14 protein-coding genes are annotated in these 14,325 nt (G+C 71.8%); 8 read left to right on the forward strand and 6 right to left on the reverse strand.

The window, feature by feature from the left end; translation table 11 throughout:
* Nucleotides 1-32 precede the first annotated feature (32 nt).
* From ACBI99_RS24305 to ACBI99_RS24315, 3 genes are read right to left on the reverse strand one after another with little or no spacing between them, the layout of a single operon-like run.
* Nucleotides 33-992: an MBL fold metallo-hydrolase gene (locus tag ACBI99_RS24305; protein WP_219515273.1), complete on the reverse strand. Its 960-nt coding sequence runs from the start codon at nt 990-992 to the stop codon at nt 33-35.
* 22 nt (nt 993-1,014) lie between these two features.
* Entirely contained in the window at nt 1,015-2,100 is a 1,086-nt protein-coding gene (locus tag ACBI99_RS24310; protein ID WP_375073549.1) for a mandelate racemase/muconate lactonizing enzyme family protein, read from the reverse strand.
* A complete protein-coding gene (locus ACBI99_RS24315; protein WP_375073550.1) occupies nt 2,097-3,239 on the reverse strand; it encodes an alpha/beta hydrolase in 1,143 nt (380 codons plus the stop codon). The genes ACBI99_RS24310 and ACBI99_RS24315 overlap by 4 nt, the downstream gene beginning before the upstream one ends.
* Before the next feature lie 175 nt (nt 3,240-3,414).
* Between ACBI99_RS24315 and ACBI99_RS24320 the strand changes: the two genes are divergently transcribed.
* The 6 genes from ACBI99_RS24320 (at nt 3,415) to ACBI99_RS24345 (ending at nt 9,193) form a co-directional block, all read left to right on the forward strand.
* Entirely contained in the window at nt 3,415-4,071 is a 657-nt protein-coding gene (locus ACBI99_RS24320) for a peroxiredoxin-like family protein (protein WP_219515221.1), read from the forward strand.
* A 231-nt stretch (nt 4,072-4,302) separates the two neighbouring features.
* Nucleotides 4,303-5,565 (forward strand): ABC transporter substrate-binding protein, encoded by a 1,263-nt coding sequence (locus tag ACBI99_RS24325; protein ID WP_219515224.1) that lies wholly within the window; start codon nt 4,303-4,305, stop codon nt 5,563-5,565.
* Nucleotides 5,562-6,362, forward strand: coding sequence for an ABC transporter ATP-binding protein (locus tag ACBI99_RS24330; RefSeq protein ID WP_375073551.1), 801 nt, complete (start codon nt 5,562-5,564; stop codon nt 6,360-6,362). The genes ACBI99_RS24325 and ACBI99_RS24330 overlap by 4 nt, the downstream gene beginning before the upstream one ends.
* A complete protein-coding gene (locus ACBI99_RS24335; protein WP_375073552.1) occupies nt 6,359-7,189 on the forward strand; it encodes an ABC transporter ATP-binding protein in 831 nt (276 codons plus the stop codon). Before ACBI99_RS24330 ends, ACBI99_RS24335 begins: the two co-directional genes overlap by 4 nt.
* An 11-nt stretch (nt 7,190-7,200) precedes the next feature.
* Nucleotides 7,201-8,100: a branched-chain amino acid ABC transporter permease gene (locus tag ACBI99_RS24340; protein ID WP_219515232.1), complete on the forward strand. Its 900-nt coding sequence runs from the start codon at nt 7,201-7,203 to the stop codon at nt 8,098-8,100.
* On the forward strand, nt 8,093-9,193 hold the full coding sequence (locus ACBI99_RS24345; protein ID WP_364171790.1) for a branched-chain amino acid ABC transporter permease: 1,101 nt from the start codon (nt 8,093-8,095) through the stop codon (nt 9,191-9,193). Before ACBI99_RS24340 ends, ACBI99_RS24345 begins: the two co-directional genes overlap by 8 nt.
* Nucleotides 9,194-9,243: 50 nt before the next feature.
* On the opposite strand, the gene ACBI99_RS24350 is transcribed toward ACBI99_RS24345, so the two are convergent.
* Together ACBI99_RS24350 and ACBI99_RS24355 are read right to left on the reverse strand one after the other, a co-directional pair.
* Nucleotides 9,244-10,425, reverse strand: a complete 1,182-nt coding sequence (locus tag ACBI99_RS24350) for a homogentisate 1,2-dioxygenase (protein ID WP_364171788.1) — start codon at nt 10,423-10,425, stop codon at nt 9,244-9,246.
* A gap of 195 nt (nt 10,426-10,620) precedes the next feature.
* The gene (locus ACBI99_RS24355; protein ID WP_219510363.1) at nt 10,621-11,316 is read right to left on the reverse strand and encodes an IclR family transcriptional regulator; all 696 of its coding nucleotides are present in this window, start codon (nt 11,314-11,316) and stop codon (nt 10,621-10,623) included.
* 203 nt (nt 11,317-11,519) lie between these two features.
* Between ACBI99_RS24355 and ACBI99_RS24360 the strand changes: the two genes are divergently transcribed.
* Entirely contained in the window at nt 11,520-13,130 is a 1,611-nt protein-coding gene (locus ACBI99_RS24360; protein ID WP_375073553.1) for an FAD-dependent oxidoreductase, read from the forward strand.
* Nucleotides 13,131-13,159: 29 nt separating this feature from the next.
* The gene (locus ACBI99_RS24365) at nt 13,160-13,633 is read left to right on the forward strand and encodes an OsmC family protein (RefSeq protein ID WP_219510361.1); all 474 of its coding nucleotides are present in this window, start codon (nt 13,160-13,162) and stop codon (nt 13,631-13,633) included.
* A 35-nt stretch (nt 13,634-13,668) separates the two neighbouring features.
* On the opposite strand, the gene ACBI99_RS24370 is transcribed toward ACBI99_RS24365, so the two are convergent.
* The gene (locus ACBI99_RS24370) at nt 13,669-14,208 is read right to left on the reverse strand and encodes a dihydrofolate reductase family protein (RefSeq protein ID WP_219510360.1); all 540 of its coding nucleotides are present in this window, start codon (nt 14,206-14,208) and stop codon (nt 13,669-13,671) included.
* Between the last annotated feature and the right edge of the window lie 117 nt (nt 14,209-14,325).

Below are 14,325 nucleotides of genomic sequence, written 5' to 3' on the forward strand. Positions count from 1 at the left end.
GCATCACCTGGTCGGGCGGCGGGCCGATCCGGTCAGCCGGTGAGGCGGTCCCAGACCTCGCGGTCGCGCTCGGGGGTCCAGATGCCGGGTCCCCGGCCGTCGAGCTCTTCCCAGGCGCGCCAGGTGTCGAAGACCATGGCGTGCTCGAACACCGGCATGCCGCCGTAGACGGGCAGCAGCGCCTCGCGGGCCGCCACGTACGCCTGCTCGACCGTGCCGCCGCCGCGCTTGACGGTGTCCACGGCGGTCATCAGCGTGCTGAGGAAGTCGCGGGTCAGCTCGATCGCGCGCTGGGAGGCGGCGCGGTCGCGGGCGATCTCGCCGCGCCCGCCGACGAGGATCTCCACGTCGAGCGCCTTGACCCGGTCGAGCGTGCTGGTCATCCAGTCCCGGTGGTAGGCGTCGCCGGTGTAGACGGCCGAGCCGTTCTCCACCAGGTCGCCGGCGAACAGGACCTTGGACTTGGGCACGTACGCGTAGATGTCGCCGGAGGTGTGGCCGTTGCCCGCCCAGGCCAGCTCGACGGTGCCGCGGTCGCCGCCCAGCTCGATCGACAGGTGGTCGTCGAAGGTGAGGGTGGGCCAGGTGAGGCCGGGGATGGTCTCGTGGCCGGCGAACAGGCGGGGCATCCGGCCGAACTCGACGGCCCAGTCCTCCTTGCCGCGCTCGACGATGAGCCGCCGGGTCTCGGTGTGCGTGATGATCTCCTGCGCGTCGAAGGCGGCGGCGCCGAGGACGCGGACGGCGTGGTAGTGCGACAGGACCAGGTAGCGGACCGGCTTGTCGGTGTGCTGCCGGAGCTGGGCGAGCCAGCGCTCGGCCATGACGGGGGTGGCGCGGGCCTCGAAGCAGACCAGGAAGTCCTCGCCCTCGATGGCGCCCACGTTGGGGTCGCCTCCGGTGGTGAGGGCGTACACGCCGTCGGCGAGGACTTCGAGGATCTCGGGCTTCTCTTCGGTGTCTGCGGTGGAGGCGAAGGGCTTGGACACGATGTGCTCCTGTTCGGGTCGTTCGTCAGGCGTGCCGGAGGCGGTCGAGCGCGGCGGTGTCCCACAGCATCCCGTGACCGGGGCGGTCGGGCGGGGTGGCCACGCCGCCGCTGATCGCCAGCGTCTCGGCCAGCACCTCGTCGATCAGCGGGAAGTGCTCGACGTAGGTGCAGTTGGGGACGGCCGCCGCCAGGTTGACGTGCAGCTCCGGCAGGAAGTGGGGGGTGAGCACGGCGCCGTGGACCTCGGCGACGGCGCTGATGCGCAGCCATTCGGTGACGCCGCCGCACAGCGGCACGTCGGGCTGCAGCACGGAGGCGGCGTTCTCGCGCAGGTAGCCGGCGAAGTCGTGGCGGCCGTGCAGGTGCTCGCCGACGGCGAGGGGGACGCCCTGGCGGGCGGCGAGGTGGGCGTGCCCGGCGAGGTCGTCGGCGGGCAGCGGCTCCTCCATCCAGTAGACGCCGAGGTCGTCGAGGCGGCGGCCGAGCCACACGGCGGTGGGCAGGTCGAGCCGTTCGTTGCAGTCGACCATGATGCGCAGGCCGTCGCCGAGCGCCTCGCGGACGGCTCGTACGCGGGCCACGTCCTCCTCGGCGCGGCGGGCGCCGACGCGCAGCTTGACCGCGTCGTAGCCTTCGGCGACGTACTGGCGGGAGCCCTCGACGAGCTCGTCCACCGACATGGCGTGGGTGGATCGGCCGCTGCCGTAGACCGGGACGGTGTCGGTGTGCGCGCCGATGAACCGGTAGAGCGGCAGGCCGGCGCGGCGGGCGCGCAGGTCCCACACGGCGATGTCGGCGGCCGACAGCGCGGGCAGCGCGATGCCCTTGCCGAGCCGGCGGGTGGCGGCGGCGATCTCGTGCCAGCGGCGCGGCCAGGAGTCGAGCGGGGTGCCTTCGGCCTTCTCCTTGACCAGGCCGGTGAGCAGCGCGTACAGGGCTTCGGCGCCGCCGGTGAGCGCGTAGGTGAAGCCGGTGCCGGTGACGCCCTCGTCGTCGGTGAGGGTGACGTGCAGCAGGTCGACCTGGGTGGCGCCGGAGCCGCCGCGTCCCGCGCCGAGCGGGATGCGGACCCAGGCCGTGCTCAGGTCGGCGATCGTCGGACGGTTCACAGGACCTTTCCCATCCAGCCGATGAGGGCGTCGGCCATGACGGCGGTGAGCTCGGGCTGGCCGTTGAGGTAGTGACGGCCGCCCTGGACGGCGGTGAGCGCCTTGGTGTCGTGCGGCACCGCCTCGTAGAGCTGGCGGGCGTGGGAGGGGAAGCACGCCTGGTCGGCGGTGCCGTAGATGACGTGCACCGGGACGTCGACGCCGGCCAGCCGGGCGGGGCCGTCGCCGTGGGAGGTGCGGATCGACCACTGCGACAGCCACGAGCGCAGGCTCGTCAGGTGGCCGAGCGTGGTGGGCCGCAGGTTGGCCTCGTACGGCTCGCCCCACAGGGTGCCGGGGGCGCGGTCGGACGGGTCGATCGACAGGTCGACGTTGCGCGGGTCTGCGCAGGTGGCGTGGATCCTGATGGGCAGGTCGGTGACGCGGCCGCCGCTGCGCTCGTCGAGCTCGGCGAGCCGGGCGATCACCGCGTCGGTGATCCGCTCGTTGCGCTCCCGCTGGGCGGCGCGGTAGCGGGCCAGCCATTCCTCCCCGTACGGGGGGCCGTTGTGGGCGGCGAACATGTCGAGCTCGGGGTCGCGATCGAAGGGGTCGTCCTCGTCGCGCACGGCGGGGTCGAGCCATTCGACGAGCAGGTTGGCCCGGCCGGGGTGGGCCATGAGCATGACCAGCGCGTCGGCCGGCGGCAGGTGGGCCCCGGTGAGGTCGGGGCCGCCGCCGTACGGCGAGGAGGTGATGGTGGGGTTGCGGGCCTGCTCCTGGTAGAGGGCGACGAGGCCGCCGCCGCCCGAGTTGCCGACGAGCACGACCTTCTCGTATCCCTCGGCGCGCAGGTGGCCGACGACGGAGGCGATGTCGAGCACGCAGTTCTCCAGCAGGAGGACCGAGTCGTTACCCAGGTAGCGGGTGGTCATGGCCACGGCGTCGACGCCGCGTTCGGCCCAGGCGTCGAGGGCGTAGTGCCCGAGGAAGTTGGAGGAGGGGTGGACCACCACCACGGCGGTGTCGGCGCGCCGTCCGGGGCGGGCGCGCACCCGGGAGCACCACAGCACTCCGGCCATCCGGGCCACGCCGGAGTAGACCTCCGAGGCGCCGGCCGCCGTCCCGATGGGGACGGTGAGCAACTCCCGCTCAGCCATGTCCTTACCACCTCACGCATGTTCGATTAACGGTTGCGCTCACCATATATCGGTATCACTCACCCTAACAGCACCCCCCAAGTCTTGACAGCGGCACGTTCCGCTTCCCAGGATGCGCCTAACGCGCAAATTGCGAACACAACAACCGAATAACGGTTATGGAGGTGGGTGTCCGGTGCAATCGCTCAACGAGATCCTGGCGGCCAAGGCGGCGTCGGTGCAGCGGCCCGAGGAGGCCAAGCAGGCCATCAACGACGCGTTCGCCGAGATCGAGGCCGCCGGTCTCGTGCCAGGGCTGGAGATCGGGGAGAAGGCGCCCGACTTCGCCCTGCCGGGTGCGACCGGCGCCACGGTACGGCTGTCCGAGCGGCTCGCCGAGGGGCCGGTCGTGCTGATCTTCTACCGGGGCTCCTGGTGCCCGTACTGCAACCTCGAACTGGCGGCGTACCAGGCGGCCCTGCCCGAGTTCCGCGAGGCGGGGGCCCGGCTGGTGGCGATCAGCGCGCAGTTGCCCGACGATGCGCTGTCGATGCAGGAGAAGCACGAGCTGGCCTACGACGTGCTCTCCGACGCCGAGCAGGAGGTGATGACCGCCTACCGGGTGCGGTTCGAGCTGCCCGACAAGATCAAGCCGCACCTGCTGGACGTCACGGCGGCCGCGCTGGCCCGCCAGCAGCCCGACGGCCGCTGGAGCCTGCCGGTGCCCGCGACGTTCGTGCTGGACTCCGCCGGGATCGTGCGGGCCAGGCACGTGACGATGAACTACCGCACCCGCATGGAGCCCGCCGACGCCCTGCGTGCCGTCCGCGAGATCCAGGCGGCCGGCGCCTGACCTGCTCTCTCCGGGGCGGTGAAGCGGCCGTTTCGCCGCCCCACATCATTCCTGTTGCCGTTTGGCCACCCTCTTGACACGCCAGATCGGGCCACAGCACGATAGTCGAACGGTATAACCGAATATCGGTTGCATGCCGCTCTCTCCCCACCGACCACCGAGTGATCTCTACTGCCCGCGGCCACGCGTTTCCCGACGAACGCGAACCCGTATCGGCACGAAAGGGGACGCATGCCATCCCGCAAGCTCCGCATGGCCGCCGCGCTCGGCGCGGCGACCCTCGCGATCACCACCATGTCCGCCTGTTCCACCAAGGCGGAGACCAGCGCCGGCAGCTCCGGGGGCATGCCCGTGGGGCCCGGCGTGGACGGCTCCGCGATCAACCTGGGCCTGCTCACCGACATCACCGGGCCGTTCGCCGCCATCGACAAGCAGCAGAACCTCGGCGTCAAGCTCTACTGGGACGCCAAGAACGCCGCGGGCGGCGTCTGCGACGGCCGCAAGGTCAACCTGATGACCCGCGACCACGGCTACGACCCGCAGAAGGCGGTGTCCCTCTACTCCGACCTGTCCCAGCAGGTCCTCGCCCTGCAGATCACGGTCGGCTCGCCCACCACGCTCGCCGTGCTGCCCAAGCTGGAGCAGGACGGGGTGCTCGCCGTGTCGATGGGCTGGTCGCCCAGCGTCAAGGACAGCTCGTCGATCATCATCCCCGGCACCACCTACGACATCGAGATGGTCAACGCCGTCGACTACCTGATCGAGCAGAAGAAGCTGGCCGAAGGCGACAAGATCGGCTACATCTACCTCAAGGGCGACTACGGCGAGCCCGGCCTGGCGGGGGCCACCTTCGCCGCCGAGGCCAACGGCATGACCGTGGTCGGCCAGCAGATCGACCCGACCGTCAGCGACCTGTCCGGCCAGGTCAAGCAGATGGCCGCGGCGGGCGTCAAGGCGCTGTTCCTGAGCGCGTCCGGCCGGCAGGTCTCCTCCGCGGTGGCCGTGGCCGACGTGGAGGGCCTGGACGTGCCGATCGTCGCCGCCTCCCCCGGCTTCTCCCCCGAGTCTCTGACCACCGGCGCGGGATCGGCCATGGAGAAGAACATGCTCGTCGTCAGCTCCGCCGCGCCGTTCGCCGGCGAGGGCCCCGGCCCCGAGCAGGTCAGGAAGCTGTACGCGGAGTCCGGCGACAAGTCGATCACGCCCAGCCTGTGGGTGACCCTCGGGTACGCGGCGGCCAGCGTGATGGACCAGGCCATCACCCAGGCGTGCGACAACAAGGACCTGAGCCGTGAGGGCCTGGCCACCGCGTTCCGGCAGAAGGGCGCCTACGACACCCAGCAGACCACCGTGCCGCTGGACTTCTCCAAGAAGGGCGTCTCCCCGTCCACCCAGACCTTCATCATGAAGCCGTCCAAGGACGCGGAAGGCGGCCTCGAGCTGGTCCAGGCCGGCTACACCGGCCCCGACACCGCGAAGTTCCAGGCCCGATGACCGAACGGGAAAGCGACCCGCTGCTCTCCGTGCGCAACCTCGGGGTGCGCTACGGGGACGCGGTGACCGCCCTGCGGGACGTCAGCGTCGACGTCCCGCAGGGCGGCATCGTGGCCGTCCTCGGCAGCAACGGCGCGGGCAAGTCCACGCTGCTGCGCGCGATCTCCGGCGTGCTGACCGGCCAGGCCGGGCGGATGACCGGCGGCGAGATCAGGTTCGCCGGCGCCCGCATCGACGGCCTGGGCGCCGAGCGCCGGGTCAAGTCCGGCATCGTGCAGGTGCCCGAGGGCCGCCGCGTCTTCGCCCACCTGACCGTCGAGGAGAACCTGCGCGCGGGCCGCTACGGCAACGCGAAGGGCAAGCGCCCCGGCGACCTGGAGCGGGTCTACGAGCTGTTCCCGGTGCTCGGCGAGCGCCGGAAGCAGACCGCCGGCCTGCTGTCGGGCGGCGAGCAGCAGATGCTGGCCATCGGCCGGGCGCTCATGGCCGAGCCCCGGCTGCTGCTGCTCGACGAGCCGTCGCTGGGCCTCGCCCCGAAGATCATCGACCGGATCGTGGACCTGCTGCGCGAGATCCACCGGCAGAGCACCGCCATGCTCGTCGTCGAGCAGAACGCGGCGGTCGCCCTGGAGCTGGCCGGCCACGCGTACGTGCTGGCCGTGGGCGAGGTGGCGATCGAGGGCCCGGCCGAGCGCCTGCGCGGCGACGACCGCGTACGCCGCCTCTATCTCGGCGGCGAGCCCGACGAGGAGAGCGCCGCCACGCTGCCCGGCGACGCGCGGGGAGGGACGCCATGACGGCACACGGCACCACGGCCCCCGGGGCCCGGCTGGAGGTCAGCGACGTCACCGTCCGGTTCGCCGGGGTGACGGCGCTCGACAGCGTCACCTTCACCGCCGAGCCCGGCACCATCCACGCGGTGATCGGCCCCAACGGCGCGGGCAAGTCGTCCCTGTTCAACGTGCTGTCCGGGATCTACAAGCCGGCCGGCGGCAGCGTCCGCGTGGACGGCGCCGAGCTCGTCGGGCTCGCGCCGCACCGGGTCACGGGCCTCGGCGTCGGCCGGGCGTTCCAGAACGCGTCCATGTTCGCCGGGCTGACCGTCGAGGAGAACCTGCTGCTCGGGCGGCACCGGCTGGGCAGGGGCGGGGTGTTCGGCGCCGGGCTGCGGCTGCCGCACGTGCGCCGCTCCGAGCGGGAGGCCAGGGCCAAGGTCCGCGAGGTCGCCGAGTTCCTCGGCGTGGACCACCTGCTGCCGCTGCCCGCCGCCGAGCTGCCCTACGGCGAGGCCAAGCGGGTCGACCTCGCCCGCGCCCTGGCCACCGAGCCGAGGCTGCTGCTGCTCGACGAGCCCGCGGCCGGCATGCACACGCACGAGAAGCTCGCCGTCCGCGACACCATCCGCAGGATCGCCACCGAGCAGCGGATCACGGTCCTGCTGGTCGAGCACGACATGGGGCTGGTGATGGGCATCTCGGAACAGGTCACGGTGCTCGACTTCGGCCAGGTCGTGCTCACCGGGCCGCCTGACCAGGTGATCGCGGACGACGCGGTGATCGCCGCCTACCTGGGCAGGGCCGGCGCCGCAGAAAAGGAACGTTCCGAGTCCGAGCCGCCATCCTAGGAGCCGGTTTCATGGCACAACTTCTCTCGATGCTGGTGGAGGGCGCGTCGCTCGGTGCCGTCTACGCGCTCGTCGCCCTGGGCATCGTCGTCATCTACAAGTCGTCCAGCGTGGTCAACTTCGCGCAGCCGAGCCTGCTGATGTTCGGCACGTACGTGGTGGCCAGCGCGACCAGCCTGCACGGGCTGTCGTTCTGGGTGGCGCTCCCGCTGGGCGTGGCCGCCGCCGCGATCCTGGCCGTGCTGATCGACCGCCTGCTGGTCAGCAGGTTCCGCAAGACGAACGCCGTGGTCGCGGCGAGCATCATGACCATCGGGCTGGACGTGGTGCTGCTGACCGAGACCGACCGGCGGATCGGCTCGCAGATCCTCACCACGGACGACCCGTGGGGCAACGACGTGGTGCGCTTCCTGGGCATCGGCGTCGCGGAGGCGCGGATCGCCGCGCTGGTCGTCGGCGCGCTGCTGCTGGTGCTCTTCCAGCTCTGGCTGCACCGCAGCGACTTCGGCGTGGCCATGCGGGCCACGGCCGAGGACCCGGAGACGGCGTCGCTGATGGGCATCCGGCTCGGCCGGGTGTCGGCGACGGCGTGGGCGGTGGCCGGCGCCCTGGCCGTGTGCGCCGGCCTGTTCATCGTCGCCTACCCGAGTCCGGGCCTGGACACGTCGGTCGAGGCGGTGGCGCTGCGCGCGCTGCCGGCGGCGATCATCGGCGGGCTCGACTCGACGACCGGCGCCATCGCCGGCGGGCTGATGGTGGGGCTGAGCGAGGTCCTGGTCCGCGGCTACGGCGAGCACCTGGCGTTCCTCGGGCAGGGCTTCGAGGAGGCCGCGCCGTACGTGCTGATGCTGGTGGTGCTGCTGGTCAGGCCCGCCGGGCTGTTCGGGATACGGGAGGCCGTCCGTGTTTGACAAGATCTCCGGGCGGATCCGGTGGCGGGCGCCGGTGGCGGTGGTGGCGGGCGTGGTACTGCTGGCCATCCCCCTGTACGCCGACCGGTTCTGGCTCAACCTGGGCTCGTTCGCCTTCGCCGCGGCCATCGGCGCGGTGGGGCTGATGATCCTGGTCGGCCGGGTCGGGCAGCTCTCCCTGGCACACTCGTTCTTCCTGGCCGTGGGCGCCTACGGCTACATCTGGCTCAGCTCGCCGGGCACGGAGGACTCCTGGGGGCTCGGGCTGCCCAGCCTGCTCGCCGCGGTGATCGCGGTGACGATGGCGGGGCTGGCGGGGCTGGCGTTCAGCCCGCTGGCGGGCCGGTTGAAGGGCATCTACCTGGGCGTGGCGTCGCTGGCGCTGGTGTTCATCGGCCAGCACGTGCTGTTCGCGGCCGAGCCGCTCACCGGCGGCTACAACGGGCGCAACGTGCCGGAGCTGACGATCGGCTCGTTCCAGGTGCTGGGCGTCGAGCCGGAGCTGTCGCTGTTCGGGGTGCCGCTGCGCCAGGCCGAGCGCGGCTGGTACGTGACGCTGCTCGTGCTGGTGCTGACCACGGTGTTCGCGGTGCTGGTGCTGCGCAGCCGGGTCGGCCGGGCCTTCGCCGCGATCCGCGACGGCGAGGTGCACGCGGCGGCGCTGGGCGTGCCGGTGGCGCGCTACCGGTCGGTCGCCTTCACGCTGTCGAGCGTGTACGCGGGCCTGGCCGGCGTGCTGCTGGCCCTGCTGTTCCAGCGGGTGGTGCCCGAGTACTGGGACCTGTTCCTGTCGCTGGAGTACCTGGCGATGGTGGTGATCGGCGGGCAGGCGTCGGTGGCCGGGGCGATCGCGGGCGCGGCGTTCGTGTCGTCGCTGCCGCTGCTCCTGCAGCGCTACAGCGACGCCGTGCCGGGCATGGGCGGCGCGGTGTCCGACTTCGGGCCCGCCTACGTGGCGCAGATCCTCTACGGCGGCCTGATCGTGGTCATCCTGTTCTACGAGCCGAAGGGGCTGGCGGCGCTGGCCACACGGGCGCGGAAGGCGCTGACGCCGCGCCGTGCCGTCCCGGCCGAGCACACACCGGCCTCCTGACGGCGAAGGGCCCTGCGACCGTGAGTCGCAGGGCCCTTCGCCGTGGTGGTTCACCCGCCGACGTCGACACCGGCGCCGCGCGCCCACGACCAGGCGTAGCCGGCGTCCTCCGCCTCGCTGAGGTCGGGCCCGAGGTCGAGCGGCCGGAACGTGTCCACCATGACCGCGTACTCCTCGGTCCTGGTCACCGTCAGGCTCTTCTCCGCGCTGCCCGGCTGCGGGCCGTGGATGTAGCCCGCCGGGTGCAGGGAGACCGAGCCCATGCCGATGCCCGTGCCGGCCCGGCTCATGAAGTCGCCGCCGCAGTAGAACAGCACCTCGTCGGAGTCGACGTTGGCGTGGTTGTAGGGGACCTTCACCGCGTCCGGGTGGTAGTCGTACATGCGCGGCACGAACGAGCAGATGACGAAGCCCGGCCCCTCGAACGTGATGTAGGTGGGCGGCGGCAGGTGCAGCGCGCCCGTCGAGGGGGTGAAGTCGCGGATGGACAGCGCGTAGGGGTAGTTGTAGCCGTCCCAGCCCACCACGTCGAACGGGTGGTAGGCGTAGGTGTAGCGGGTCAGGCCGCGCCGGTGCTTGACGTAGACGTCGGCGGGGCCGTCGGCGGACGTCAGCTCCTCGGGGCCGCGGATGTCGCGCTCGTTGTACGGCGAGCCGTCCAGGAACTGCCCGAACGGCGACATGAAGCGCTTGGGCGGCCTGATGTGCCCGCCGCCCGACGCCGTCACCACGAACAGTCTCAGCTCCCCGCCGAGCAGCCGCCACCGGTGGGTGGTGGAGGTGGGGATGACGACGTAGTCGCCGTCGCCGACCTCCATCCGGCCGAAGGGCGACTCCAGCACGGCCGAGCCGGACTCGACGTAGACGAGCTCGTCGCCGACGGCGTTGCGGTAGAGCGGGCTGTCGGCGTCGGCGGCGACGTACGAGATCGTCACGTCGGAGTTGCCCATGAGGACCCGCCGGTCGAGGATCGGGTCGCCGCCCGGCTCGAACGCGTGGGTGCGCAGGTGCCGTGGCAGCAGCGGGTCGTTCGGCCGGAGCCCGCCGCCGGTGTCGGGCCGGCTCTCCGCCGCGGTGATGGCGGTCGGGATCCGGCGGTGGTACAGGAACGACTGGGTCCAGCTGAACCCCTCCTCGCCCTGCATCTCCTCGTGGTAGAGGACGCCGTCGCCGCCGCGGAACTGGGAGTGCCGCTTGCGCGGCACTTCGCCCAGGCGCCTGTAGTAGACCATGGCCACCCCATTCGAGATCGTGCCCCTGCATGCATGGGCGTTCTATTATCGGTTACAGGTACCGCATATCGGCGATCCTCGCGCAGGGGGTGAAGGGTTGTCAATCGTGCGGACATGCGAAAGGCCCCGGTGCCCGCTCGGGGCTCCGGGGCCTCGCACGCCCGCGCTCGGCGCGGGCAGAGGTCACGTCAGGGGTCAGGTGAGGGCGAGCGCGATGCTCCTGGCCAGCGTGATCACCTCGTCGGCCAGCGCCCGCTCGTCGTGCTGACGCTCCTTGGGGATGACGACGCCGACGCTGGCGTCGCACCAGCCGTTGACCACGATGGGCGCGGCGATGCCGGTGAAGTTGGGGACGAGCTCACCCGTCGTGACCACGTACCCCTGCTCGCGCCCCTGGGCGACCTTGTCGCGCTCGCCCGGCTCGGCCGGGCGGCCGGCCAGGATGGCGATGCCGGTGGCGGCGGTGCCCAGCGGGTGGCGCGAGCCGGTGCGCAGGCCGATGTGGAAGCTGGCCCGCTTGGGCTCGACGGAGGCCAGGGTGACGGCGCCGTCGCCGTCGGCGACGTGCATGACGGCGGTGGCGTCGAGGCGCTCGGCGATCTCGGTGAGCAGCGGACCCGCCACGACCAGGAGGTTCTGCGACACCTGGCGGGCCAGCGTGAACAGGCCCATGCCCAGCAGGTAGCGGCCCTCGCGGTTGCGCCGGACGAACCCGCGCCGCAGCAGGGTCGCCAGCAGGCGGGCGGCGATGGAACGGTGGACGCCCAGCTTGGCGGCGGCCTCGGTCGGGGAGAGCCCGTGGTCCGGGTCCGCCTCGGCGAGGATCTCCAGCAGGTGCAGCCCCCGGTCGAGCGTCTGCGCGATCTCAGCGGGTCTGGCCGGTTCGGTCACGGTCTCACTCCCAGGCGAAGGACGGGGTTACCACCCCTCGAAAATCGGGGCATGTGAGCGATTATCGCGCTTCGCGCACTCACGCGCCAACACGACTTCACCGTACGCCTTGGCCGTACCTCTTGAAGTCCGGCCGCAGACAGGGCACGCTATGACCAATAGACGGTCGTAGCGACCGAATATCGGTCACGCCGGAGGTGGCGATGGTTCTGCCGGACAGCTCAAGTTCTTCTCCCCGTGTGGTGATCGTGGGAGCGGGGCCCGTGGGCCTGACCACCGCGCTCCTCCTCGCCCGGCAGAACGTGCGCTCGGTGGTGCTGGAGCGGCGTGACCAGCCGAGCTGCCGCCAGTCGAGAGCCGTCACCGTGCAGCGTGACATCCTCGCGCTGTATGACCGGCTCGGCCTCGCCGACGAGATCGTCAACGACGGCGTGAGCTGGTCACTGGGCCGCACCTACTACGGCGACCAGGAGATTCTCCAGCTCAGGTTCCCGCCGAAGGGCGAGGAGATCTACCCGCCTTTCGTCAATTTCCCGCAGTTCCGCATCGAGGAGCTGCTCCACGAGGCGGCGCTGGCGACCGGCCTGGCCGACATCCGGCTCGGCCGCACCGTCGACGCCTTCGAGCAGGACGACTCCGGCGTACGGGTCACCGCCACCGGCCCCGACGGCGAGGAGACCCACACCGGCGCCTACCTGGTCGCCGCCGACGGCATCGGCAGCCGGATCCGCCGCCACCTGGGCATCACCTTCGACGGCTGGCAGACCCAGGGCCGCTTCCTCGTCGCCGACTTCGAGGCCGAGCTGCCGTTCGAGCGGGAGCGGCGGCTCTGGTTCAACCCGCCCTTCCACCCCGAGGGCATCGTGCTCATGCACGGCGTGACCCGGCGGCTGTGGCGGCTCGACTGGCAGATTCCGCTGGACGCCGACGCCGACGTCCTCACCGACCCCGAGCGCGTCCGCGCCCGCATCGCCACCGCGATCGGCGACCACCCGGTGCGCGTGGTCCGCAGCAACACCTACACCTTCCAGCAGTGCCGGGCCTCGGCCTTCCGCAGCGGCCGGGTGTTCCTGGTGGGCGACGCCGCGCACGTCGTGTCGCCGTTCGGCGCCCGCGGCATGAACAGCGGCATGGAGGACGCCGAGAACCTGGCCTGGAAGCTCGGCTTCGTGCTCAACGGCCAGGCCGGGCCCGCGCTCCTGGACAGCTACGAGGCCGAGCGGGCCGCCGCCGCCGACCACAACCTGGCGGTCACCGGGGCGTCCATGAAGTTCATGACCCCCGACGACGAGGCCGGCCGCCGGGCCCGCGACGCCGCGCTGGCCGCCGCCGCCGACGCCCCCGACCAGGCGAACCGGGTCGACAGCGGCAAGCTGTACGAGCCGTTCCCCTACACCGGCTCCGTCCTGACCGCGCCGACCGCGCTGCCCTCCCCCCGGGTGCGGCCGGGCGAGCCGCTGCCCGACCTGCGCTGCGCCCAGGGCGGCCGGACGACCACACTGCGCGCCGCCGTCGCGGGCGCGCTCACGCTGCTGGCCGTGCCCGGCCGGGGCGGCCTGACCTCCGGGCTGCGGACCGCGCTCGACGCCGTCCCCGCCCCCGCGTGGGTGCGCCGCGCCGTCCTGGCCCCCACCCCCGCCGGTTCCGGGGTGCTCACCGTGCTGTCCGACGAGATGTGGGACGTGTACGCCGGCGAGCAGGACGTCGTGTACGTGGTGCGCCCCGACTGCTACGTGGCCGCCGTCGTCCCCCTGGACGGCGGCCGCGTCGACTTCGGCGCGCTGACCGCCGCGGCGTCCAACACCACCCGCTGACCGCCCCGCCACGACAAGGAGCAGTGAACATGATCGACAGCAGCACCGTCGCCGAGATCGCCCGGGTGAGCGTCGAGGCCGCGCCCGGCCGCACGAAGCTGGTCACCGTGCCGCTGGACGGGCAGGTGCCGATGGGCATGCACGGCGGGGTGGCCGAGCACTACAACGTGCCGCTCGACACCATCGAGCCGCACGCCACCACCCTGGACTACCTGGTGGGCGCGACCGCCGGATGCCTGACCGGCACCCTGTCCGGCATGCTCGGGCGGCTCGGCCAGCCGACGACCGACGGCGCGCTGACGTCGGAGGCCGAGGGGATCATCGTCAAGGACGGCGGGGTGCTGCGCATCGCCTCCGTGCACGTGCGCTACCTGGTGCGCCTGGCCGAGGGCGTGGACCCGGAAGAGGTGGCCCGGGCGCACGACCGGCACACCCGCCACTGCCCGATCGCGCGGACCATCGGCGGCAGCGTGGAGATCACCACCACGCTGGAGACCGTCTGATGATCCGGTCGGGCTGGCCAGGCTGGTCGGGCTGGTCAGACGGCGGGCGCGTAGGTCAGGTGCAGCACGCCGCTGGCGAAGGTCTGCGAGCCGGTCAGGCGGAGCGGCGCCTGCGCGCCGTCGCCGAAGAGCCGCTTGCCCGAGCCGACGACGATCGGGTGGAGCAGCAGGTGCAGCTCGTCCAGCAGCCCCTCGCGCACGAGTGAGCTGACGAGCGTGCCGCTGCCGGACATGCTGATCTTCCCGCCCGGCTGCTCCTTGAGCCGGGCGATCTCCTTGACGAGGTCGCCGGTGACGAGCGTGGAGTTCTGCCACTCGGTGACGGAGGTCAGCGTGTTGGACACCACGTACTTCGGGGTGTCGTTCATGTATCCGGCCAGGTCGTCGGTCGAGGTGGGCCAGTAGGAGGCGAACTCCTCGTAGGTGCGGCGGCCCAGGAGCATCGCCTCGGTGCCGTCCATCATGGCCTGGACGGCATTGCCCATCTCGTCGTCGAAGTAGGGGAAGTGCCACTGGTCGGGCGCCTCGACCACGCCGTCAAGCGAGATGAAGAGGCCACTCACGATCTTGCGCATCCGCGTTCTCCCTCTGCTGTAGCAGTACCGTACGGTACAGTTCTGCGTGATCGGAACCGTACGGTACTGTACGCTTGGTGTCAACAGGCCTGTTCACCGCACGCGCAGGAGGAACCG

The organism is Nonomuraea sp. ATR24, assembly GCF_041950485.1.
Lineage (GTDB): Bacteria > Actinomycetota > Actinomycetes > Streptosporangiales > Streptosporangiaceae > Nonomuraea > Nonomuraea ceibae.

What these genes read in the sequence shown, in the direction of transcription:
- ACBI99_RS24340 (WP_219515232.1), top strand. Translation starts at nt 7,201, where the DNA reads ATGGCACAACTTCTCTCGATGCTGGTGGAGGGCGCGTCGCTCGGTGCC.
- ACBI99_RS24365 (WP_219510361.1), top strand. Translation starts at nt 13,160, where the DNA reads ATGATCGACAGCAGCACCGTCGCCGAGATCGCCCGGGTGAGCGTCGAG.
- ACBI99_RS24370 (WP_219510360.1), bottom strand. Translation starts at nt 14,208, where the DNA reads ATGCGCAAGATCGTGAGTGGCCTCTTCATCTCGCTTGACGGCGTGGTC.
- ACBI99_RS24315 (WP_375073550.1), bottom strand. Translation starts at nt 3,239, where the DNA reads ATGGCTGAGCGGGAGTTGCTCACCGTCCCCATCGGGACGGCGGCCGGC.
- ACBI99_RS24330 (WP_375073551.1), top strand. Translation starts at nt 5,562, where the DNA reads ATGACCGAACGGGAAAGCGACCCGCTGCTCTCCGTGCGCAACCTCGGG.
- ACBI99_RS24350 (WP_364171788.1), bottom strand. Translation starts at nt 10,425, where the DNA reads ATGGTCTACTACAGGCGCCTGGGCGAAGTGCCGCGCAAGCGGCACTCC.
- ACBI99_RS24360 (WP_375073553.1), top strand. Translation starts at nt 11,520, where the DNA reads ATGGTTCTGCCGGACAGCTCAAGTTCTTCTCCCCGTGTGGTGATCGTG.
- ACBI99_RS24335 (WP_375073552.1), top strand. Translation starts at nt 6,359, where the DNA reads ATGACGGCACACGGCACCACGGCCCCCGGGGCCCGGCTGGAGGTCAGC.
- ACBI99_RS24325 (WP_219515224.1), top strand. Translation starts at nt 4,303, where the DNA reads ATGCCATCCCGCAAGCTCCGCATGGCCGCCGCGCTCGGCGCGGCGACC.